General features: G+C 44.9%; 25 protein-coding genes. 21 read left to right on the plus strand and 4 right to left on the minus strand.

What is annotated here, in order from left to right:
* Window positions 1–67 precede the first annotated feature (67 nt).
* The 9 genes from BLW49_RS15820 to BLW49_RS15865 all read left to right on the plus strand — a co-directional run bounded on the left by BLW49_RS15820 (window position 68) and on the right by BLW49_RS15865 (window position 9,816).
* Complete coding sequence (locus BLW49_RS15820) at window positions 68–577, plus strand: hypothetical protein (protein WP_090725478.1); 510 nt, start codon at window positions 68–70, stop codon at window positions 575–577.
* Window positions 578–657: 80 nt separating this feature from the next.
* Complete coding sequence (locus BLW49_RS15825; RefSeq protein ID WP_076313128.1) at window positions 658–1,035, plus strand: VOC family protein; 378 nt, start codon at window positions 658–660, stop codon at window positions 1,033–1,035.
* Between the two features lie 851 nt (window positions 1,036–1,886).
* Entirely contained in the window at window positions 1,887–2,150 is a 264-nt protein-coding gene (locus BLW49_RS15830) for a CD3324 family protein (protein WP_285849985.1), read from the plus strand.
* A 21-nt stretch (window positions 2,151–2,171) separates the two neighbouring features.
* Window positions 2,172–4,373, plus strand: a complete 2,202-nt coding sequence (locus BLW49_RS15835; protein WP_256209771.1) for an ABC transporter ATP-binding protein — start codon at window positions 2,172–2,174, stop codon at window positions 4,371–4,373.
* Window positions 4,373–4,873 carry a DUF1854 domain-containing protein gene (locus BLW49_RS15840; RefSeq protein WP_090725481.1) on the plus strand — a complete coding sequence of 167 codons (501 nt, stop codon included), beginning with the start codon at window positions 4,373–4,375 and terminating at the stop codon, window positions 4,871–4,873. The genes BLW49_RS15835 and BLW49_RS15840 overlap by 1 nt, the downstream gene beginning before the upstream one ends.
* A 620-nt stretch (window positions 4,874–5,493) precedes the next feature.
* A complete protein-coding gene (pyk, locus tag BLW49_RS15850) occupies window positions 5,494–6,909 on the plus strand; it encodes a pyruvate kinase (protein WP_076313125.1) in 1,416 nt (471 codons plus the stop codon).
* An 85-nt stretch (window positions 6,910–6,994) separates the two neighbouring features.
* A complete protein-coding gene (locus BLW49_RS15855) occupies window positions 6,995–7,858 on the plus strand; it encodes a DUF421 domain-containing protein (RefSeq protein WP_090725485.1) in 864 nt (287 codons plus the stop codon).
* Window positions 7,859–7,980: 122 nt separating this feature from the next.
* Window positions 7,981–8,865 (plus strand): phosphotransferase, encoded by an 885-nt coding sequence (locus tag BLW49_RS15860; protein WP_090725486.1) that lies wholly within the window; start codon window positions 7,981–7,983, stop codon window positions 8,863–8,865.
* Window positions 8,866–8,889: 24 nt separating this feature from the next.
* On the plus strand, window positions 8,890–9,816 hold the full coding sequence (locus BLW49_RS15865) for an ROK family protein (protein WP_090725488.1): 927 nt from the start codon (window positions 8,890–8,892) through the stop codon (window positions 9,814–9,816).
* Window positions 9,817–9,837: 21 nt separating this feature from the next.
* Here the strand turns inward: BLW49_RS15865 and BLW49_RS15870 are convergent, their stop codons facing one another.
* Complete coding sequence (locus BLW49_RS15870) at window positions 9,838–10,257, minus strand: DUF2188 domain-containing protein (protein WP_090725489.1); 420 nt, start codon at window positions 10,255–10,257, stop codon at window positions 9,838–9,840.
* Between the two features lie 80 nt (window positions 10,258–10,337).
* Here BLW49_RS15870 and BLW49_RS15875 point away from each other — a divergent pair, with 80 nt between their 5' ends.
* Entirely contained in the window at window positions 10,338–11,135 is a 798-nt protein-coding gene (locus tag BLW49_RS15875; RefSeq protein WP_090725491.1) for a lipid II flippase Amj family protein, read from the plus strand.
* Between the two features lie 127 nt (window positions 11,136–11,262).
* Here BLW49_RS15875 and msrB read toward each other — a convergent pair whose 3' ends face one another.
* Complete coding sequence (gene msrB, locus BLW49_RS15880; protein WP_076313118.1) at window positions 11,263–12,234, minus strand: peptide-methionine (R)-S-oxide reductase MsrB; 972 nt, start codon at window positions 12,232–12,234, stop codon at window positions 11,263–11,265.
* Between the two features lie 93 nt (window positions 12,235–12,327).
* Window positions 12,328–12,951 (minus strand): TVP38/TMEM64 family protein, encoded by a 624-nt coding sequence (locus BLW49_RS15885; protein ID WP_076313117.1) that lies wholly within the window; start codon window positions 12,949–12,951, stop codon window positions 12,328–12,330.
* A gap of 151 nt (window positions 12,952–13,102) precedes the next feature.
* Here BLW49_RS15885 and BLW49_RS15890 point away from each other — a divergent pair, with 151 nt between their 5' ends.
* Both BLW49_RS15890 and BLW49_RS15895 read left to right on the plus strand, forming a co-directional pair.
* Window positions 13,103–14,044, plus strand: a complete 942-nt coding sequence (locus tag BLW49_RS15890) for a Gfo/Idh/MocA family protein (RefSeq protein ID WP_076313116.1) — start codon at window positions 13,103–13,105, stop codon at window positions 14,042–14,044.
* A 38-nt stretch (window positions 14,045–14,082) separates the two neighbouring features.
* A complete protein-coding gene (locus tag BLW49_RS15895; protein ID WP_256209773.1) occupies window positions 14,083–14,382 on the plus strand; it encodes a hypothetical protein in 300 nt (99 codons plus the stop codon).
* Here BLW49_RS15895 and BLW49_RS15900 read toward each other — a convergent pair.
* Window positions 14,379–15,200: an AraC family transcriptional regulator gene (locus BLW49_RS15900; protein ID WP_076313115.1), complete on the minus strand. Its 822-nt coding sequence runs from the start codon at window positions 15,198–15,200 to the stop codon at window positions 14,379–14,381. The two genes, BLW49_RS15895 and BLW49_RS15900, sit on opposite strands and share 4 nt — an antisense overlap.
* A gap of 147 nt (window positions 15,201–15,347) precedes the next feature.
* On the opposite strand from BLW49_RS15900, the gene BLW49_RS15905 reads away from it, so the two are divergent.
* The 9 genes from BLW49_RS15905 to BLW49_RS15945 all read left to right on the plus strand — a co-directional run bounded on the left by BLW49_RS15905 (window position 15,348) and on the right by BLW49_RS15945 (window position 22,916).
* Entirely contained in the window at window positions 15,348–16,439 is a 1,092-nt protein-coding gene (locus BLW49_RS15905; RefSeq protein ID WP_090725492.1) for a Gfo/Idh/MocA family protein, read from the plus strand.
* Between the two features lie 74 nt (window positions 16,440–16,513).
* Window positions 16,514–17,596: a Gfo/Idh/MocA family protein gene (locus tag BLW49_RS15910; RefSeq protein ID WP_090725494.1), complete on the plus strand. Its 1,083-nt coding sequence runs from the start codon at window positions 16,514–16,516 to the stop codon at window positions 17,594–17,596.
* 83 nt (window positions 17,597–17,679) lie between these two features.
* The gene (locus BLW49_RS15915; protein ID WP_047911013.1) at window positions 17,680–18,648 is read left to right on the plus strand and encodes a sugar phosphate isomerase/epimerase family protein; all 969 of its coding nucleotides are present in this window, start codon (window positions 17,680–17,682) and stop codon (window positions 18,646–18,648) included.
* Window positions 18,649–18,669: 21 nt separating this feature from the next.
* Window positions 18,670–19,398, plus strand: coding sequence for a ThuA domain-containing protein (locus BLW49_RS15920; RefSeq protein WP_047911014.1), 729 nt, complete (start codon window positions 18,670–18,672; stop codon window positions 19,396–19,398).
* Window positions 19,399–19,755: 357 nt separating this feature from the next.
* A complete protein-coding gene (locus tag BLW49_RS15925) occupies window positions 19,756–20,073 on the plus strand; it encodes a winged helix-turn-helix transcriptional regulator (RefSeq protein ID WP_047911015.1) in 318 nt (105 codons plus the stop codon).
* A 51-nt stretch (window positions 20,074–20,124) separates the two neighbouring features.
* A complete protein-coding gene (locus BLW49_RS15930) occupies window positions 20,125–20,688 on the plus strand; it encodes an FAD-dependent oxidoreductase (RefSeq protein WP_090725495.1) in 564 nt (187 codons plus the stop codon).
* A gap of 160 nt (window positions 20,689–20,848) precedes the next feature.
* Window positions 20,849–21,556, plus strand: a complete 708-nt coding sequence (locus BLW49_RS15935) for a hypothetical protein (protein WP_052511818.1) — start codon at window positions 20,849–20,851, stop codon at window positions 21,554–21,556.
* Between the two features lie 133 nt (window positions 21,557–21,689).
* Window positions 21,690–22,388, plus strand: coding sequence for a hypothetical protein (locus tag BLW49_RS15940; protein ID WP_090725497.1), 699 nt, complete (start codon window positions 21,690–21,692; stop codon window positions 22,386–22,388).
* Between the two features lie 207 nt (window positions 22,389–22,595).
* Complete coding sequence (locus BLW49_RS15945) at window positions 22,596–22,916, plus strand: nitrite reductase (NAD(P)H) small subunit (protein ID WP_090725498.1); 321 nt, start codon at window positions 22,596–22,598, stop codon at window positions 22,914–22,916.
* Window positions 22,917–23,000 lie beyond the last annotated feature (84 nt).

Below are 23,000 nucleotides of genomic sequence, written 5' to 3' on the forward strand. Positions count from 1 at the left end.
AATGGAAACGTTTGGGTCATCCCAGACGTTTTTTTATATTAGATGAATCCATATGGAGGGAATATAAGTGAAGAGATCAAATATTCAGCTTTCAAAATTAATGGGCATAGTTCTAGTTATATCCGGATTCATGATGATCGTGACGAAGCTCTCAGTTGAAGCCGGAGCTGAGGAATTTCGAATTCAAGTCTCTGGGACCGGGGAGACAATTAACGGTACGCCGCAAGAGAAGGTTCTTCTGTATTACTCAGGAGAGATTATAAACCATGGTACTAAATCCTTTATCATTCGTTCAGTGGAGCCCATTCTATCGGAGGAGGCGGAGTCACTACTCGTCGAACCGAAAGCACAGATTCTTATCTACAATACGAAAGTCAAGCCTAAAGATACACTGAATATTGAGGGGAGCTTCGAACTGGATACAAGTACACAGCGCGAAGAAGAGATTACGGATTTGCTTCCTGGAATTATTGCCTACAAAGTAACTTATAGCGACAAGGAATCCGAAATATTTCCCCTTTACTCAGAGACATACCTGCAGAACAAAAAACACGATAGCTCTTTCCTTCCAAATTAGGTAAAATGGTATTAAGGTAGTATTTAAAACTTAGTTTCATCTAATGAAACGAGAAAGTGTTCATGAGGAGGAAAAGGACGATGTCATTTAGGTTTGTTGGTCTTGATCATGTTCAGCTTGCTGCACCGGAAGGCTGTGAATCAGAAGCACGTCATTTCTTTAAAGAGATTCTAGGGTGGACTGAAATTCCTAAGCCGGAGCCATTACAGAAACGCGGTGGTATTTGGTTTAAATGTGGGATTCATGAAGTACATATTGGAGTGCAGAAGGATTTTACACCTGCCTCTAAAGCCCACCCTGCATTTCATGTTCACAATATAGAAGCTTTAAAGGAGCATCTGACGAAGGAAAATATAACCATTATCCATGATGAGGCACGTACAGAAGAAGGCATCACACGCTTCTATACTCATGATCCATTTGGCAACCGAATTGAATTTCTTGAATTTAGCAGATAAAAATATAGCATACGCTTGGAGATCAGGATAGCTGGATGGAAATATTGCATATGACTTCATTTAATTGAAATCGCTTTCTTGTCGGTTATCTCGCGGTGTGAAATTGACGATCTAATAAAATCAGGGCTTAAGATGTGATTACGGTAAAGATTAGTTATAACTTTTCTTTCTCTACCCTGGTGCGAATTACTGGTTATATAATGTAGTTGTCGGGGCCGACGAAATACAAGGAAAGGAGATGATCCAATTGATCAATGAGCGCGAGGTGACTTTCGCTTAAGTGCGAAAGTTGTGCGTTTAGCATGGGAGGAGGCTGATGCCTCCTCTCATTATTCATCCATACCGTATCTTTTTGACCCTGTGTGATAAAATTTGTAAATTTTAAAAACTATTTCTTGCCTATATAACAATGGTTTCATTATAATAAGTGTAGTTTTACATATTGAAGATTTTGCCACATGCTAACTTGCTAAGTAACCGGCGGAATCTAATCTTAAGAAGAGAGGAGAAAGTACAATGCAGCCGTCACTTAAACTTCAACAACAGGAACAACTGAATATGCTCAAGCCAAGGTACCTCTATACCGATACGCGATCATGACAAGTGACTCTTAATGAATCGTGAGAAGGACTGTGTGTTGTGTGAATTTTAGCCTATGAATAATGTTGAGGACTGCCTATGGACATTTGTAAACGTTCAGGGTTTTTTTATTTTTTTGAGGGCATAGTTTCCGTGAGAAGGTTACAACAACCAAAAATGAACGAAAGGAGATGCGAACATGATTTTAAATGTCTTTGTAAGTGATGATGTGAGTAGCCAGAGAACCGTATTTGAGGAGGATATTTATCGTGATGTACAAAAATGGAAGAGATGCGCTTCCCCCTAGCTTATTGAAAGAGATTCAAAAGTATATACAAGGAGATCTCATCTACATCCCAAAAGCTACCGAAGAGCGTGCACGCTGGGGAGAAAAGAGCGGAGCCCGCAAGCAGCTAGCTCAGCGTAATGCAGAAATTTCACTATATTATTCCAAAGGATGGTCTGTTTCGGAGCTGGAGCAGAAATATCATCTATCAAGTGAGAGTATTCGCAAAATTGTAGTAAAGTCCAGGTAACTAGGATGGTTAGATGGGAGAGTGCCTTCATTGTCGATCGTTCAAGGGCTTCCGAGCTCGATTAGTATTCAAATTGAAGGTCCATTGTTATTCAGCGCACGGACAGATTTATTGCGCAATGGACATTTCGGAGAACAGTGGACCGTGATCACTAGGGAAGAGGTCACGGTCTGGACTCCGGAAGGAGTCAATATAAGCAGGCTGGAGGTACAGCAAATGACAGAAGCCCGAGCCGTCAGTGGAATTGGCGGCGGCTCCTTCATTGCGGATACATCCAAAGGTCCTGTAGTTATCGCGAGATATACGGCCGCCCTTACGGCGGTCTATAGCTTCGCAGCTAAGCTTGTCTGTGCTGTGATTCAGCAGGAAGAGCTGCCGACTGCTTCGGAAAAAGAACTTCCGCGTTATTGCCCGAATTGCGAGCATCCACTGGCGGAAGGAACTCAGACATGTCCTGTCTGTAAGGATAATGGAAAAGTACTTCTTCGTATGCTCCGGTACGCAAAGCCATATAAGGGACGAATGATTGTGGCCGGAATTTTACTTGTATTAACTACACTCGTTGAACTCATCCCGCCTTATTTAACGAAGATTATGATAGACGATGTTTTGAAACCGGATTCATTATCCGCTTCGTTACTGTGGCTGGTTATCGGACTAGGAGCAACCATGCTCGTTACATCGGTCATGCAAACGGTTCGCGGATTGCTGGGCGTATGGGTCGGCTCCAAACTAATGGGAGACATTCGGAAGGATATATACCACGCATTAATGAAGCTGTCCCTGTCCTTCTTTGACCGGAGGCAAACCTCGCAATTTATTGGCCGGGTTAACAGTGACTCGGAGGCAATGCGGCAATTCATGACAGACGGTATTATCTGGGTAACTGGAGAATCTCTCCGAGTGGTTGCCATCTTCGCCATTATGTTTGGACTTGACTGGAAGCTGACGCTCTTTGCGTTACTTCCTATGCCTGTGATGGTGTTTGTGTCCTTATCTCTATGGCCTAAGATCGGGCGGCGCTGGTATCAGCAATGGAGATCGATTTTTCGTCTGAACGTCATTGTAGGTGACTCGCTTCAAGGGATACGAGTAGTAAAAGCTTTTGGACAAGAGAAGGCAGAGATATCCCGATATAGTGAAGTGAATGAACAGCTCGTGAAGCATAATATTCGTATCGAGGGCTTGTGGCAGGGAATGTTCCCGTTATTTTCCTTGATCGCTGGGATTGGGACACTGCTCATCTGGTATTACGGCGGAGCATCGGTTATACAAGGGGAGCTTCAGCTTGGTGTACTCATGGCATTGATATCCTACCTTGGTATGCTGTTTGGTCCGCTGCAATGGGTTAGCCAGATGATTAATTGGTCCAGTAATGCACTGGCCGCTGCAGATCGAGTATTCGAAATTCTTGATACGACACCGGATGTACCTGATGCACAGAACCCGCGTGATATTGGCAGCATGAAGGGACATGTCCAGTTCAATGGAGTAACCTATGGCTATGAGAAGCATCATCCCGTACTGAAGAAGGTGAGCCTGGAGGTTCAGCCGGGGGAAATGATTGGGCTGGTAGGACATTCGGGAGCTGGTAAATCGACATTCATTAATCTGATTTGCCGTTTCTATGATCCAGATGAAGGCAGCCTTTATATCGATGGAGTTCCGCTAACAGAGATTAGTCAAACTGATCTTCGGAATAAGATCGGGGTTGTGCTGCAAGAGACATTCTTATTCGATGGAACTATAGCGGAGAACATTGCTTATTCCAAGCCGGATGCTTCGCCGGCTGAAATTATGCGGGCAGCTAAGATTGCTAATGCGCATGATTTCATTGTTCGTTTGCCGGATGGCTATGATACCCGTGTCGGAGAACGAGGGCATAGGCTGTCTGGGGGAGAAAAGCAGCGTGTTGCTATTGCCCGGGCAATTATTCATGACCCACGCATTTTGATATTGGATGAAGCAACGGCTTCCGTAGATACAGAAACCGAGCGTCAGATTCAAGAAGCCATTTCAAGACTTATACAGGGAAGAACTACGTTTGCTATTGCACATCGTCTGTCAACGCTGCGAAATGCCGATCGTTTGGTCGTACTTGATAAAGGAAGAATCGTTGAAGTGGGAACCCATGAAGAATTGCTCTCGATCGAAGAGGGAGCTTATCGCAAACTCGTTGATGCACAGCAAGAATTGTCGAAGATCAAGGGGGTCGAGGGTTAATGGAACGAGATCCTTACGATATTCACTTTCTTCAGCCAGCGGATGTCATGTTCAGCCGCGGGCCGGGAGGTGTTTTACAGGGAGTTATAGAAGGCGCACTGTATGATGAAATTCTGATCTATCGAACTTTTCCGTTCAAGTACACTTCTCAATATATTTCCATTCGTAATGCGAAGGGAGATGAACTCGGAATTATTGAGGATATAAGTCAGCTGGATGATGAAAGTGCAGAGGAATTGGGGAGAGAACTGCAATTTCGATATTTCCTGCCGAGAGTAACCCGAGTAGATAGTGTCAAAGAAAAATCAGAGCTCTGGGTCTGGGAGCTGCAGACGACACTAGGCCCAACACGCATGGCCATGCGTAATTTACACGAGCATGTACAGTACCCTGGCGAGGGACGATTGATATTAACGGATATAAACGGTAAGCGCTGTGAAATTCTCGATTGGAGAGCGCTTGATCAGCATAGTAGAAAGCAACTGACTGACGTAATCTAAATACCGTTAATGACAAAGACCGATACAGCGGTGTAAATGTATCGGTTCTTTGTCATGTTTGTTTTTTTCAAAAATGGAACGCCCGCCGAGAAAACGAACTCGCTTCTCCCTCCCGAGTGGAATTTTTGGAACCTGAACGACTTTTGCAAAGCAACCGGAGAGAAGGAGCCAAACATGAAACGTCCGCCGAGAGACGAACTCGTTCTCCCCTCGCGAGTGGAATTATTAGAACCTGAACGACTTTTGCGAAGCAACCAGAGAGAACGGGCCAAAATAAAACGCCCGCCAAGAAAACGAACTCGCTTCTCCCTCCCGAGTGGAATTTTTGGAACCTGAACGACTTTTGCGAAGCAACCGGAGAGAAGGAGCCAAAAATGGAACGCCCGCTGAGAAGCCGAACACAGTTCTCCCACCCGAGTGAAATTTTTGGAAACCGAACGACTTTTGCGAAGCAACCGGAGAGAGGGGGCCAAAAATGGAACGTCTAAATGGAACGCCCTATACATGATTTTTTCAGAGAGAACACATACTTCACAAAGGAACCATTTTGTTACGGGAGGAGACTGCATATATGAGGCAGATCCTGACGGTTAAATCTTATCGACAAGTGAGGAGAAAGAATGCTTAAAACAAAAATAATCTGTACGATGGGGCCGGCATGCGACTCCATTGAACTGCTAAAGCAAATGATTCAGCAAGGAATGACCGTGGCGCGTCTGAACATGGCACATGGTGAACCAGATGAGCATGTTCAGCGGATGAAGAGAGTACGGCAGGCTGCAGAGGAAATGAACACATTTGTACCGATTATGATTGATATCAAAGGACCTGAGATTCGTATCGGAAAATTAAAAGAAGCCTCTGTCCAGCTCATGACGGGGGAACAGCTCATATTAACAACAGAAGAAATATTAGGAGATGCCACACGTATTGGTGTGAATTATGCCGAGATGAATCTCGTCGTTAAACCAGGTAACATCGTACTCATTGATGACGGACTGATTGGACTTGAAGTGATGGAGGTTACTGGAGCGGATATACACTGCAAAATCTTGAATGGTGGAGTACTAAAGCCTAGAAAAGGTGTGAATCTTCCGGGAATTAAAACGACACTGCCAGGGGTAACCGAGCGAGATAAGAAGCATATAGCTTTTGGGCTCGAGAATAAGGTGGAGATGATTGCCGCGTCCTTTGTGCGCAAAGGAGCAGATATCGAGGAGATCAGGTCAATTCTTAAACAAAACAAGGCCGAGCATGTCCAGATCTATGCCAAAATCGAGAACCAAGAGGGCGTGGATCGGATCAATGAGATTATTGAAGCGTCGGACGGGATTATGGTGGCTCGTGGTGACTTGGGTGTCGAGGTGCCGATTGAGGATGTTCCGATGGTTCAGATCGAGCTTATCCAAAAATGCAATTTGGCAGGCAAGCCTGTCATTGTGGCTACCCATATGCTGGATTCCATGCAGGTGAATCCTCGTCCAACCCGTGCTGAAGTCAGTGATGTATCAAACGCTGTTCTGCAGGGAGCCGATGTTGTGATGCTGTCCGGAGAATCAGCAGCCGGGAAGTATCCGGTGGAATCAGTTAGGACCATGGCTGCCGTAGCTAAGAAGGCTGAATCGCTGATTGATTATAGAAGTGAATTCTTTAAGAAAAGAGAGCAGCATGCGACCAAAATAACCGAGGTTATTAGTCAAAGTGCGGTAAGTGCATCACTTGAGCTGGGAGCAAAGGTGATTATTACATCTACAGGCAGCGGGTTTACTGCAAGAATGATATCAAAGTATCGTCCAAAGGCCCCTATCCTGGCAATCACATCCAACCCTGAGGTGCTGCCTAAATTGTGTTTGTACTCAGGTGTGTTTCCGTATTTGGGTGAGAAGGTAACAACAACAGACGAGATGTTTGAATCGGTGACACGAAACGCAGCGATGAAGGGGTTTGTGGAGCCGGGGGATACGGTGGTGTTGTCCGCTGGTGTGCCGATCGGAAGATCGGGAACGACAAATTTGATCAAAATTGTTGAGGTATGATGAATTCAGATCCCATGTATTAAGGGATCTGGATTCATCAAAATGGAATCAAAATACAAACCATCCATTAGGGAGGCGAACAAATATGCCTGATTGGCTGGAGGTTTCGATCAGAACATTGGCATCGGTAACCGTCCTGTTTCTGATCACCAAAATATTAGGTAAGCGTCAGATTTCCCAATTGTCACTATTTGAATATATTACAGGTATTACGCTCGGAAACTTGGTTGGTTATATCTCGCTTGACGTTGATAATACATGGTACTTAGGGTTTGTAGCTTTGTTTGTATGGGTTGCCGTATCTACAATAGCTGAGTATACCACGATGAAGAGTAAAAAATTAAGGGATATCGTAGACGGCAAAGCAACGGTGTTGGTTGAGAACGGGGCTTTGCTTGCAGACAATTTGAAAAAAGAACGTCTCACGGTGGATGAATTTCTAGAACAGCTGCGTAAAAAAGATGTGTTCAGGGTAGCCGATGTGGAGTTTGCAGTGATGGAGCAGAGCGGAGAAATTAACGTGCTGCTCAAAAAAGAGCATCAACCTCTTACTGCCGATCTGTTAGGCTATCAGCTGTCTTCCGAGCAAGAGCCAAAAACCATTATCATCGACGGACATATTTTACCTGATTCGTTATCCTCTTCGGGACATAATGAAGATTGGGTTCATAAAGAGCTCCGCAAACTGGATCTGCCGCTGAAAGAGGTATTTATAGGACAGGTAGACAGTCAAGGAGAGCTTACCGTACAGACAGGAAAGGACTCTTTGCCTAAACCGACGACCTCGAAGCCAAACGATCAGATTGCTGAGCTGGTCAAGCGAATGCAGGATGATTTAATCATGCGAAGACAGTTATCGGTTTATGAGAAAGACAAGCTGGAATACCAGCAAGCATTAGATCAACTGAACAATGCAATGCATGCTTATAAAGCTCCACACAAGCCGTAACATTATTTAATGTGCGGTTTTTTGCTTTTTCTATGAGTTCACTTTACATATTCTTACTTTAAAGGATAACATAGAGGGACTGGAAGCCGTTATTCTTTACAATTTTATAAAGGAGAAACAAATTGCATATTTCAGAAGGGTCTCTGCTTAGAAGCTTAGAAGCACACTATGAGCTCGAAGAAGTCAAAGGGCTTGTTCCTATATCCGCTGGGCGTACATCTGATGCCCGTCTTTTAGAAACCGCACAAGGACAACAATTCGTTTTAAGACGACTAAGAAGTAAACATCAAGCGACCTGCGAATTTGAAATATCTCATAGAACTGCAGCGAATCAGATTAGTCCATACATGCTTCCTGGTCAAAATGAAAATGGATATATAGAGGTTCAAGGCAATATATACAATCTTCAGCAATATTTAAAGCCGGATAAGGTCTCTGTTCAGGACAAGCTCCTGCAAATGGGCAATGCTATGGGCATCCTGCATACCGAATTGAGGTATACGACAATTCAAGAGCAAGAAGACCGATTTACTCTGGAATGCAGCTGGAATACAGCAACGGTATCTCACAATATTTCTGATAATTTAAAGACGTCTCTTGAACAATATGTAACCTCTTGTCTTGAGACGCAGCAACGAAGAGAAGGGATTATTCATGCCGATCTCGGCATTTGGAATGTTATTTTTCATTCATCATCGGTGTATATTATTGATTTCGGAGAAGCCAGAACAGGTGATTATCACTTGGATGCAGCTGCACTATTAACTTCGTCAATTAGTAAGGCATGGACAGATCAACAGGCTGCTAGTTCTATTTCAGATTTTAAAAAAGGTTATGAACAGAGCGGTGTACAGCTGGAACAAAGCTTGCTTCTCGAAAATATGATCCTGTGGTTGGTAAGGGGAGCAGCAGCCGTTCTTGCGGAGTACGGCGAAACAGAACAAACGACGAATTACGTTAATCAAATGATGGCAGACATAACGAAATATAAACGATTATTGGGCTGAATGCGAGGAAGGGAGAGGACGGTTATGCTTCAGGCTGCAGTGGGACTGGATATTGGAGGAACGAATATAAAGGCCGGGCTTGTACGAGAGGATGGAGTCATTCTGTACGATATGATGGCTCCGACAAATGCAGAGAAGGGCAAGGATCAGCTGCTTGACTCCATTGCCGAAGCGGCTGCAAGCTGCATGGAGCAGGCCCGGAATTATACAAATATCGAAGTAACAGGAATCGGAATGGGAACAGCAGGGTTCATTACGTTAGCCGGGGCCATCGGCAGTGCAACAGCGAATTTGCCAGATTGGAAAGGAACTCCGTTAAGAGCGGAAATGGAGCGAAGACTCCACCTCCCTGCACAGCTGGAGAATGATGTGAACGTACTCGCCATAGGAGAAATGTGGCAGGGCGCAGGCAGAGGTTTGACTGATTTTCTATGTGTTAGTCTTGGAACGGGTGTAGGGGGCAGTATCATAACAAACGGACATACCTATCGGGGAAGAAGTGGATACGCAGGTGCCTTTGGACATCAGATTATCCAGTTGGGTGGTCATCCCTGTACGTGTGGATCGAAAGGCTGCTGGGAGCAGTATGCTTCAGTTACATCACTAAAAAGACAGGTATTGGCAGCGGGACAGCCTGCTTGGGCTGATGATCCCAGACAATTGTTTGCCCAAGCTGAGGTGGGAAATGAAACTGCAAAAATCCTTATCAACGATTATGCCGAGTTCATCGCCATCGGTCTAACCAATCTCATTCATCTCTATAATCCACCCGCTATTATTATCGGCGGTGCGATTTCAGAACAGGGGGATGCCTTGCTCCGCCCGGTACGCAAACATATAGAGAGGTACACGATGGATGGATTTGCGGATCATCCGCCGCTTCCGATCCTGCCCGCCAGATTAGGAAATAGAGCTGGGATTATAGGAGCAGCCAAGCTGATCCTTACATAGCTTAGCTGCTCAGTAACAAGCTTAGTGATAGATCTTGGAGGTCATAATTTTACCTTGTTTATCATGGATAATGACTCTCATCTCTTTACCTGACGCGATTTTCTTGGCCGCATCCTCTGCTTCATTTTTTAAGTGATAGGTATCTTCAGGTTTGTCTTTGCCTTCTTTTTTTATCGCCCAGCCATTTTCATAGGGAACAATATGAAGATTCTGGTGATCACGGGAAGAGTGAACAGGTCTGTCTTTGTCGCCGCCAGATTTGTTCTTTCCTTCAGGATGATTCTCATCCCATTCCTTGGCTTGAGCGGTAGCGATGGCAATCGATCGGCCTTCCTCATATCCGTCTTCGAGCAAAGCATTTGCTATCTCCACTGCTTTCTCACGGATTCTGGGGTCAAGATTTTTCATGGATGGAGGGTAGTCGTGTTTGCTCCATGGCATAATGGTTCTCTCCCTTCATTAGATATCTCCTATCTATTTACCCGATAACAAATTGACAAAAACATAAGGAGGGAATGATCATGCTGCTCCAACTGGCTCTGCCGTTTATGTTTACAATGATAATTCACGCTGCAGACAGCCTGTCTTATGCTCTGAGGCTAGGCGGATTAAGAACAAAGCGGATCACGATTGCTCTGTCTTTATCTGGTATGCTGCTCCTTATTTCAAGAACTTCGAATATGGCACAAGGACCGCTGCTTGGGTCAATGGTTGATAAGGCGAATGGCGCAGACAGCAGTATGCTGCAAACTCAGCTTCATTGGATTTTAGGAGCGGCAGCAGTAGGGACGGTAATCGCCATTCTCATGTTTCCGACCATGGTAAGATGGTCCTCAAGGCTGGTGGTTCATTTGGAGAAGGCAGGATCCATTCCTGGCATGCTTGCTTCACTGTGCTCCATGAATACGATGAAAAATGCCCTTCACTACATTTCTTGGCCCAGGTTCTCCATGCTTCAGACATGCTTCGCTGGAAATTTGCCGAGAAGGCTGATGGTCCTTAACATGTCGGTGACGGCTATTTATACGGTTGGCGTTCTTGCCACTTTATATGCAGCCTATCTAAATCCCGAACAAGCGATGGCTGCTTCACAATCTTCGGGCTTAATTAACGGTATGGCAACGATTCTGCTGACTCTGCTAATCGACCCGCGGATCGCACTTCTAAGTGATCGATCACTTAGGGGAGAGATTCGTCTGGAGCAGATGAACCGGGTATATGGCTGCATGCTGATGTCACGCCTTGCCGGCACGCTGCTTGCCCAGCTGCTTCTAGTGCCCTTCGCTCTGTGGATCAGCCTTATAGTCGGCTGGATATAGTTAGTGCAGGACAACAAAGTAGTCCAGAGCTGCTAGACTCAGCATTAATAACCTAACATCAAATTTCAACGGCAAAAAACGCAGGGCTTTTCAGCTCCTGCGTTTCTAATGAATGAGGGTAAAATGCTCAGCTGTTCTCTTTTTCGAATAAATGGACGTACTCAGCGTAGCCCTCTTTCTCCAAATCCTCTTTTGGAACAAATCTCAGGGCTGCGGAATTGATGCAGTATCTAAGCCCGTTCTCTCCAGGTCCATCATCAAACACATGGCCCAGATGAGAATCGGCTTCCCGGCTTCTAACCTCGGTACGGATCATGAAATGAGACAAATCGGTCTTTTCCTTAATACTGTATTCCCGAAGGGGTCTCGTAAAGCTTGGCCAGCCGCAGCCTGCATCATACTTATCACGTGAGCTGAATAGAGGTTCTCCGGATACGATATCCACATAGATTCCCTCTCCTTCATGGTCCCAGAATTCATTCTGAAAGGGAGGCTCGGTGCCATTATTTTGAGTGACATTGTATTGCATCGGGCTCAGCCGATCTTTCAGCTGCTCCTTATTTATAGAGCGTGACCAGTGTTTCTCGATGAAATCCACACGCCCTGAGCCTTTACTGTAACGTTTGTAATGTGCTGGATTTTTCTTGTGATAGTCTTGATGATGCTCTTCAGCCTCATAGAACGTCTGAGCAGGCAGAATAGGGGTAAAGATGGGTTTATCGAATCTTCCGCTTGCTTCAAGCGCCTGTTTGGATACTTCCGCCTTCACCTTCTGCTCTTCTGTATGATAAAAGATGGCCGTCTGATACGAAGTACCGCGGTCATGAAATTGTCCTCCAGCATCGGTCGGATCAATCTGCTGCCAGAACAAGGCTAACAGCTTCTCATAAGGGAATACTTTCGGATCATAAGTGATCTGAACAGCCTCCACGTGACCCGTCGTTTCTGAGCATACCTCTTCATAGGTCGGATTTTCCGTATGTCCTCCGGTATAGCCTGATCTTACCTTCAAAATGCCGGGAAGATCTTCAAAGGGTGAGACCATGCACCAGAAGCACCCTCCGGCAAATGTAGCTTTTTCGGTAAATAGTGGTTCCATTCTATATTCACACTCCATTCGATGAAGAATTATGAGATCAACTTGTCCTTGAAGTATTATATCTTAAAAAACCGATATTAACCAATGAAGAGGTTATCTCGGTCCTTCTATTTGCTTTAACCTTATTTTATACGCGGCAAACGCGATGACGAGCATAATAACATAAATCAGAGCTATACCTGCGGTTTGCAGCGGATGCTCTAACAGGTTGCCTCCTGCATAGGCATACAGGGCGATACTGGGTATTTTGCCAACAGAGGTTGCCAGCAGATAGCTCCAGAAGGGCAGCGAGGCCGTTCCTGCGTAAATATTCACCCCCATTTGTGGAATGATTGGAAGCATTCTAGCGAGTAGGATCGTGCTGAAAGTATGCTGCTCGAACAGCGCAGTGAGTCTTGAAATGATGGGAACTCGCTCCAAGTACAGCCGTCCTTTCGCCTGAAACAACCATCTGAACATCATGTACACCATAATGGAGGCAATCGTTGTCCCGAGCCAGGTAACGATGCCGCCTATAGCTGCACCGAAGGAGTATCCGAGCAGCCCGATCACAAGCTTATAAGGGAGCACGGGAAACAGAGCGAATAAGGTGGCAATCAGCGTTAAGTTGAAATAATTCGCATGATCCTGCGCCCATGTCAGGATTTCGTTACGATATAATAGAAGAAATATTAGCGCTGGCAGATAAAGCAGCGTAAGGAGAAGCCATTTTTTCATATCATCATCCTCAGAGAATTCATCGTTCTTACATTATACCGGATGCGCACATACTTACATAAGGAGGACAAGTGCACTTTGCTAGTTGAGCAGGCCCTTGTTACACTAGAGCAGGTGATTCTGAAGGAGACAGGAGGAAGTCTAGAACCAGATGAGAATAACACATCGAAAAAGAATTGCGATCGCAGGACTGGGTGACATCGCAAATAAAGTATATCTGCCGCTGCTTACGGCCCATCCTGGGGTGGAAGTTGTCGGCGTAATGAATCGATCATTGTCCAAAGTTGAGGAGATCACCTCTCTGTATCGGCTTGATCGGGGAACAACCAAACTGGACGAGCTGCTTGACTGGGAGCCGGAAGCCGTATTTGTACATACCTCAACAGAAGCTCACTATGAGATCGTTATGGCCTGTATCGAACGGGGAATTGCCGTTTATGTAGATAAGCCATTGTCCTATAATCTCAAGGAATCCATAGAAATGGCGGCTTTTGCAGAGTCGATGGGTGTGCTGCTTGCTGTCGGGTTCAATCGCAGGTTTGCTCCACTGTACCGTGAGGCACAAGACTGGATCAGCCAATCGGGAGAGCTTGAGAGTATCGTGTGCCATAAGCATCGTATGAAGCTGGACAGCCGATCCAGCCGCGTTACCGTCTACGATGATCTCATTCATATGATTGATACTCTATTATGGCTTGGCGGTGAGGATTACGAGCTCGCAAGCCATAGGCTGAGAACGAACGATCAGGGAGCGCTCCTCCAGGCTTCGGGCAGTATAGTGACAGGTAATAAAGGAGCGGGCTCGTTTGGCATGGTGCGTTTTGCAGGGGCGGACACTGAAACGATAGAGCTTCATGGAGCAGGCAGAACAGCATGGGTCCATCAGATGGAAACGCTGCACCTCCATGCAGCAGGCACGCCATCCATCATCCGAACACCGGGCAGCTGGGAATCGATCCTCACTCGCAGAGGATTTACGGGCTGCGTACAGCATTTCCTGGACTTCCTGGACAAGGAGCCGGAGGGATGCGAGCTTCATGCCGGCCGTGTACTTGCAAGTCATGAGCTGTGTGAAGAGCTTCTGACGCAGTAATATTTATCTTAAATCATACAAGACAGGAGATATGAGCCTTGAATAAAAAAGAAATGGAAGAACAAATCATTGAAAGCTACAGACAGGATGAGGATATGATGATTCTCGTCTTCGCTCAGTGGTGTGTAAACAATGAACAGAACCCTGAGGAGCTGTACCGCCAAGCTTATCCTGCACAGAAGAACAACGAACGTCTTCAGCATGTACTGAATCTCGTCGTTCCTAAGGAAGAAGCAGGCGATATTGCAGACGATACACTCCTTGGTGTCCTGTCATTATACGGTAATGACGATCTTGCTATGGTCGTAGCTGAGGTGATCGAGCAGCGGAAGCGTTAGAGAAGCTGTTCTCGGTGGATAGAACGAAATTCCCTCGGCGACATTCCGAATCTTGCCTTAAACACGCGATGGAAGTATGTATAGCTGTTAAAGCCTGAAGATTCGGCGACGTGCTCGAGTGACATCGGACTAAAAATAATGCGCTCACGGGCCATATTTAACCGGATATCCAGTGTATATTGCATGATACTTGTATCAAATGCTTCTTTGAACAAATGAACAGCCCTGGAGACACTAATGCCAATACTGGAAGCTACATCTTCAAGCTTAAATAAAGTAGAAGCATTCTCAACAATGTAATTTTTGATTTGATAAGCTAAATAACTGGTTTGTGTCGTGGTCGGATGCTCCGAGAGTAAACGATCAATTTCAAGGCATAATATGCGCATATAATAGCTTGGGATCTCCGGAAATGGATTTGCGATCCGGCGCTGCTCGAGAACGATTTGACGAAATAGGCTAAGTAGGCTTTCGGTCAATTCGACCTTGATCCGCGTCGGACGCTTCTTTTTATGCCACCATTCATCCGCCCAATCTCCAGTGAAAAAAATATGATAATCTCCACTTTCTACAAGTGAATTGCCGGCACCGTTCTCCTCATTATCAATCTTGAGTTCATACGGTTCTGTCGGATGAAATAACAGCAAATCACCTGATTCTATAAAGGTCATTTGGTCATCAACCCGGGCTCTGCACCTCCCATCGGTCTGAAGACGGAACAGATAATTTTTCACTCCCTCAGGCTGTGAGAAATAGTAAGGCTTCCGATGAAAAGAAAAGCCGGCTGTAAGAACTTGGCAGGATTGTTCAACTGACATAAGTACTGACTCCTTGAAATAAAAATATTGACCAGATTGTTCATGTTTTGATCATATACTTCATTTTAATTTATAAACGAATCGAATACTATAGTACCAGTTAAGAATTACCTTTGAAGGTCAATCACCAGAGGAGTGACAAGATCAGTGAAAAAAATGAAGGCAGGCATTATCGGGTGCGGAAATATCAGCAGCATATACCTCACGAACCTGAAAAAGAGTCCTGTAATTGAAGTTGTAGCGGTAGCGGACATCATTATGGAACGCGCCGAAGCGAGAGCAGCCGAGTTCGGGGTAGCAAACGCTTACACCGTAGACGAGCTTTTGCAGAATGATGAAATTGAACTCGTATTAAATCTGACGGTACCGGGCAGTCATGCCGTAACCAATATAGCTGCACTAGAGGCAGGTAAGCACGTATACGGCGAGAAACCATTCACCATCTCTCTTGAGGATGGCCGCAGAGTGCTTGAGCTGGCTGAAGAAAAAGGGCTTTATGTTGGAACCGCCCCGGATACTTTCTTGGGGTCGGGTATTCAGACTGCGATGAAAGCCATACAAGACGGAGTCATAGGAAAACCGGTATCTGCGACCGCCTTTTTCATGGGTGGCGGGCCTGAGTCCTGGCATCCTGATCCGGAGTTTTTCTATGCCTACGGCGGGGGACCGATGCTGGATATGGGACCATATTATTTGACAGCACTTGTTAAGCTGTTAGGACCGATCCGCAGGGTAAGCGCTTCAACCGGAATTCAAATCCCAGACCGGGTCGTTGGATCCGGACCGAAGCAAGGTCAGAATCTTCAGGTACAAACACCTACCCATCTGGCTGGGACCATGGATTTTGCCAATGGAGTGATTGGAACAATGATCGCAAGCTTTGATGTTCGCGCAGGTTCAGGTCTGCCGCTGATCGAGATTCATGGAACAGAAGGCACGCTTCAGGTGCCTGATCCAAACTTCTTTAACGGCGATGTTAAAGTGAAGCGAATTGGATCTGATGCTTGGGAAGTAATCCAGCCAGTAACGGCCAGTGAGCAGAATGAGCGTGGTCTAGGTCTGAATCAGATGGTAGAAGCGATTCATAACGGAAGTGAGGCTGAAGCAAGCGGTAAGCTTGGATACCATGTGCTTGAAGCCATGCATGCGTTTGAACGCTCTTCGATTGAAGGCAGACATGTACTGCTGGAGAGCACCGTTGAGGTCCATAAGAAACCTGAGCTTGTATCCAACAACTAACTACATCTAAGCAATATCGATTAGACTTACTAAACAATAATGAAATTAACAAGCTGCACGCGGAGGTAAAGTTCATGACCCAAACATTAAAAGTAGCTATTATCGGTTGCGGAGGTATTGCAAACGGTAAACATATGCCATCCCTATCTAAACAAAAGAATGCTGAAATGGTTGCCTTCTGTGACATTGTTGAATCTCGCGCAGAAGAAGCAGCAAGCAAATTTGGTGCCGAGGGAGCTAAAGTGTATACCGATTATCAAGAGCTCCTCAAGGATAAGAGCATTGATGTAGTCCATGTGTGTACGCCAAACGATTCCCACTCGGTTATTACTGTGTCCGCACTAGAAGCAGGCAAGCATGTCATGTGTGAGAAGCCGATGGCCAAAACTTCGGAGCAGGCCCTGGAGATGATCGAAGCGGCAAAACGGACGGGCAAAAAACTGTCCATCGCGTATCAGAACCGTTTCCGCAACGATAGTCTCTATTTGAAGGAGCTTATCGAAACGGGAGAACTCGGGGATATCTATTATGGCAAAGCGATTGCACTTCGCCGCCGCGGTGTTCCTACTTGGGGCGTATTCCTGGACGAAGAGAAGCAAGGCGGCGGACCTTTGATCGATATCGGGACCCATGCGCTTGATCTAACCTTATGGCTGATGGATAACTACAAACCTAAGAGTGTAATGGGTTCTGTGTTCCATAAGCTTAGCGGACGGGAAAATGCAGCGAATGCATTTGGTCCTTGGGATCCTAAAGAGTTTAATGTGGAGGATTCAGCCTTTGGCTTTGTGACAATGGAGAATGGGGCTACCATTCAGGTCGAAGCGAGCTGGGCTCTTAATGTGGTGGAGACGGGCGAGGCACAGACCCTTCTTGCAGGGACAGAAGGCGGAGCTGATATGAAGAACGGTCTTCGTTTGAATGGTGAGAAATTAAGCAGACTATATGAACAGAATATTGATCTTAATGCCGGCGGTGTTGCCTTTTTTGCAGGTGAGAGCGAGAGTGACGCGGATCGGGAAGCTAGAATGTGGATCGAGGCGATTCTTGAAGATAAGGAACCTCTTGTCAAACCAGAACAGGCTTACGTCGTAACTCAAATCCTTGAAGCCATCTATGAATCAGCACGTACTGGAAAAGCAGTTTATTTTGAGTAATAAGCAATCTTCCTTATTCATTTAGAAGCAGCAGTTTAAATATAGTTGAAGTACTCATTACATTACAGGAGGGATTTTAGTTTATGAAATTAGGCGTATTTGCAGTACTATTCGGTGGTCGTAAGTTTGAGGATGCATTAGATTATATCGCTTCCAAAGGTCTAGGTGCGATAGAGATTGGTACAGGAGGGCATCCGGGCAATGCTCATTGCAAACCGGCTGAGCTTCTGGAGAATGAAACGGCATTGAAAGAATTCAAGAAGGCAGTTGAATCTCGTGGTTTGATCATTAGTGCGCTCAGCTGTCACGGTAACCCGCTACATCCGCAAAAAGAGATTGCTAAGAAGTTCCATGATGATTTTGTTAACACAGTGAAGCTTGCTGAGAAGCTCGAAGTACCTGTTGTTAACACGTTCTCAGGCCTGCCTGGTGATCATGAGGATGCTAAATATCCGAACTGGCCTGTCGCTCCGTGGCCAAATGATTTCCAGGAAGTATTGAAATGGCAATGGGAGAATAAACTGATACCATACTGGACGGAATGGGGTAAGTTCGCTTCTGATCACAATGTAAAAATCGGCCTTGAACTGCACGGCGGATTCTCGGTTCATACGCCAGCTACACTGCTTAAATTGCGCGAGGCAGCGGGTGAAGTGATCGGGGCAAACCTAGATCCTTCTCACATGTGGTGGCAAGGTATTGATCCTGTGGAATCCATCAAAATTTTGGGTCGTGAAGGAGCGATTCACCATTTCCATGCCAAGGATACAACGATTGATCCTGTTAACGTAAATATGTATGGTCTTACGGATATGCAGGATTATACAAATATGCAAACCCGCGCATGGCAATTCCGCACCGTCGGATTTGGTCATGATATCAAAACCTGGGCAGATATTATCAGTGCCCTGCGACTTGTCGGATATGATTATGTTGTAAGTATTGAACATGAAGACGGACTAATGTCCGTTGAGGAAGGTTTCTCAAAAGCCGTCCACAATCTCAAGCAAGTACTTATTGAAGAACCGCTTGGCGATATGTGGTGGGTCTAACATCAACAGGGGGAAATAAGAATGATTAACGTCACGATCTGGAATGAATTTGTTCACGAAAAAATTCATGATGAGGTTAGAGAAGTATACCCGGAAGGCATTCACAAAGCGCTTGCTGATGGTCTTTCAGGAGAAGGATATGCGATTCGTACAGCTACTCTAGATGAGCCGGAGCATGGTTTAACGGATGAGGTCTTGAATACGACGGATGTATTAATCTGGTGGGGTCATATGGCTCATGACAGAGTAAGCGACGAAATCGTAAGCAAGGTTGTGAAGAGAGTATTAAATGGTATGGGGTTTGTTGTTCTTCATTCGGGACATTTCTCCAAACCGTTCAAAGAGCTGATGGGTACTTCCTGTGACCTGAAGTGGCGGGAAGCTGGGGAACAAGAAATTATATGGACTGTAAATCCGAGTCATCCGATTGCAGAAGGAATCGACAGCCATATCATATTAGAACATGAAGAAATGTATGGTGAATTCTTCGATATTCCAACGCCGGATGAGCTTGTATTCTTGAGTAATTTTCAGGGCGGAGAAGTGTTTAGAAGCGGATGTACGTTCAAACGAGGTGAAGGTAAGATCTTCTACTTCAGACCAGGACATGAAACGTATCCAACGTACTACCGTCCGGAGATTCTAAGAGTGATCAGCAATTCCATTCGATGGGCTTATCCTCTTCATCATACCAAACCGGTATTTGGTAACAGCGAACCGGTCAGAGCATTAGGTAACGTGCTTGTATAAGCGAATTTCAACAATAATACCATGGACTTACATCTAAGTGAGTCCATGGTATTTTTAAAATTATATAGGTACAAAGAACTGGTTATTCAAATATCAGCGTGATATAATAGAAATGCTTATGAATCTTGATCTTAAAGCCTTCTAAAGTGTGTGGACTGTCTTTGGATGGTCTTTTTTAATTGAAGCAGTTGACTGATTTCACAATTGGGTCATTAGCTTCATTTTTGGTTAATGGTTATAGTATACTTCATGGGATATGGTATAGTTTCTTTCCATACACCAAGAAATGTGCTATTATGATATGTACTAACTAATTGTAAGTTTGTGTTGATGGAAATATTTAAAGAGGTGAATATAATGGAAGGTCAACATCTGAAGATGTGTCCAAGATTTGAGTCGGCCTTTTCATTCCTGGGCAAACGATGGAATGGTCTCATTATTCAAACATTGATGGATGGTCCTAAACGATTTAAGGATATTTCGAATCTCATACCTCAAATGAGTGATAAAATGCTGTCAGAGCGAATGAAGGATCTGGAGAGCGAAGGAATCTTAATAAGACACGTATATCCGGAGACACCCGTCAGAATTGAATACGAGCTTACCGACAAAGGGAAAGCACTCCAGCCTGTAATGCAGGGAATTCAGCAGTGGGCGGAGCAATGGGTTGAATAGCCGAAGCTAGGCTCGTGGCGTCATGAATCTTGTGTGGAGAGGATGAAACTCATGGCAGATATAATTGTTGTTGGTGCAGGTCCTGCAGGAGGCAGTGCAGCTATTTTTGCGGCTAAGGCAGGCAAAGAAACGATCGTTCTTGACAGCGGTGCAAGTATGACAAAGCGCGCCTGGATGGAGAACCATTATGGAACAGAGGGCATATCAGGTCCGAATCTGTTAACATCAGGCAGAAAGCAGGCAGAGAAGTTTGGCGCTGTTTTCTACGATGAGAAGGTGACCTCGATTACCTCCGAGGATGGTCCGGTCAGGCTTACAACAGAATCAGGTAAAGAATACACGGCACGGCACGTAATTCTGACCACCGGTGCTAATCCTGAACTGGCCGCAAATAGTGGGATCCGTATGATTGAAGGACGTGAGCCAAGAATAAAATCGGTTATTGAGGTGGATCGTCTCGGCAGAACAAGTATGCCAAATGTCTGGGCTGCTGGAGTCATTGCTGGAGTCAGTGTCCATACCATCGTGACATCCGGTGACGGAGCAAGAGTGGCCATTGAGGTGCTCAGTGAGCTTAACGGTGAACGGTATGTTGACCACGATATACTTAAGTAATGACTTCAAACTCTTTATTTTTCTGAAGAAAGATAAAGGGTTTTTTTATTAGCACTTGAGGTATGATCTTCGTATTTATTTGTCGTCCTTGCACAAGTCAGTGCTTTTCGTAGTATAATTGCAGAAAGGTCCTAAAAGGCTTAAAAGGAGGGCGATCTACTTGAACAAAATCGTCGTATCTCGTAAAGTGAATTACTTTCAACAAGATGTTGCCGAGCTTGAGCAAGCATCCCTCCGCGTTCAGTCGATCTATGAGAAGGCAGCCAGAATGGTGAAACAGTACTTTTCTCCAGCAGCTGCTGAGAAGCTTGAAGCAACAGTCCTGTCCCAGCGCTCATACTTTCAAAAGTGGATACACACGAGCAAAGGATGGAAATTCATTGGAAGTGAATATCAGAATGAACAAGCAGAAGCCCGTCCCCCATTAGCTGATCTGAAAACGGATACAAGCATGGGCGAGTCTACAGCTGTATCGACCAAACGTGGCGGAACTTTTGCGAGCTTAATTCTACAGGCATTCATATGGTCTCAGTATGAAGAGATTCAATTGTTTCATCCGTTTCTGGGAGATGAATCCTTTTATACGGGAGAAGAGATGGATGTCATTGCTGCTTACTTTGTGCCGACTTATTTGACGGAGAGACCGCTGTATGAGAGTGGAATCCAGTATCGAAGAAGAGATTACGGAGTTACGATCTTCCAAGAGGATGTACCAGCTCCGTCTGTCGTATTTGATTCAGAGTGGGGAACGATGGAAGGTAAGCTTATGACAGGAGTTTATGTGTCAGGTCTGCAATTTAAGGGACTTGGTCCTTATTTAAAAAATATGAGCGGTAACCGAATATATATGCAAGCAGCAGTTCAGTAGTAACATCATACTGGTCATGTCAGAAGCCCAATTTTGGGCTTTTTTCTATTGGAGTTGAAGTTAAACACAAGATAATAGTATGCTATATAAATAGATTGTAGAATAATGCAAAAAAAAGTAAGGCGGTGATTGCATGAAAGTGCGGTACTCATTTACAATTTCAGCAATAATTCTACTCTTGTTCATATTTACGGGCTGCAGTTCGGTAGATAAAGGGACAAGCCTGGCGGAGGATCAAACGCCGGGAACTGTTGAACTCCGTGTAGAAGGTGGCAGCTACATACCGGCATTGACTCAACCTGTACAGATTAGAATTAATGAAGGACTTACAGTACATGATGCAATCGATCGTGTTGCTGAATTTAATGAAGGATCGAATGCCATTGCTTCCGTTGGCTCGTATGTATTAGATGAGTCTCTTGAGTGGAGATTAAAATTAAATGATGAGGATATTGGCTCCGATGCATGGGGACATTCTTTAGATAGTAAAGATTCACTAATTCTATACATTCAACCTATTGCCAAGATTGAGAATATGGAGCCATCGGCTGTAACCTTAACGATTTATGGCGGGGTAAGTCAGCCGGATTTGCGGGGCTCCATTGCTAGTCTTTATTTTCCTAATTTGACCGTACGAGATATTTTGGAGAAGAATGAGCGGATTCAACTGACGGATAACAAACGATACGTTCATTCGATTGATGGTTATGTTCCGTTAATTACGGAAAGATGGAAAATTGAAGTGAACAATAAAGAGTTGATGGATAATGGACTGGATATGGTGCTTAGTCCGAGAGACGAAATAAGATTAGAGCTTGCTGAACGACAGTAGTCGGTGGCAGGCTTTTTTGTCGATAACAAGACCTAATGCATCTGTATTGGGAATATTCACACATTCAAATATCCTACCATGGTATCATTTTGAAATATTCGCCAAAATATGATTTTCATTTCAGAATCTTTAATTTAAAATAATAAAAGATGAATCAATCACTTTGAGACGAAGACATTACCGTATCTTGGAAAGAAGGGTTAACCTATGGGTGTAATCAAGGGGAGAATGAAGGAACAGCAGGTGCCTGTTAATGTATCAGAAGTTATAAAGGCCAAGGCTTATCCAGTAGGAGACGAGCGGGATTTCTATTCATTGATCGGACGTATGGTTACTCTACAGAATCGCGAAATTGGTGTGTTCAGGACAAGTGACGGTGGTCTGTTTGCTCTCGATAATGTAAGAATAAATCCAGAGGGAATCAGGCTCACGGAGGGCATTGTGTCTGGACATACGGTGTATGATCCTTCCGACGATTGGAAGGTTGATCTGGAAACGGGAGATGTCACAAGGGAAGCTAGTACATGATGGCTCAATTAATAAATCATAAATTCGAAAGTTTGCTGGACACAGAATTACCCTTTCTGTATGCTAAAGTTAGTGTTTATCAGC

The organism is Paenibacillus sp. PDC88 (assembly GCF_900106725.1).
In the GTDB taxonomy this organism is placed as follows: domain Bacteria; phylum Bacillota; class Bacilli; order Paenibacillales; family Paenibacillaceae; genus Paenibacillus; species Paenibacillus shunpengii.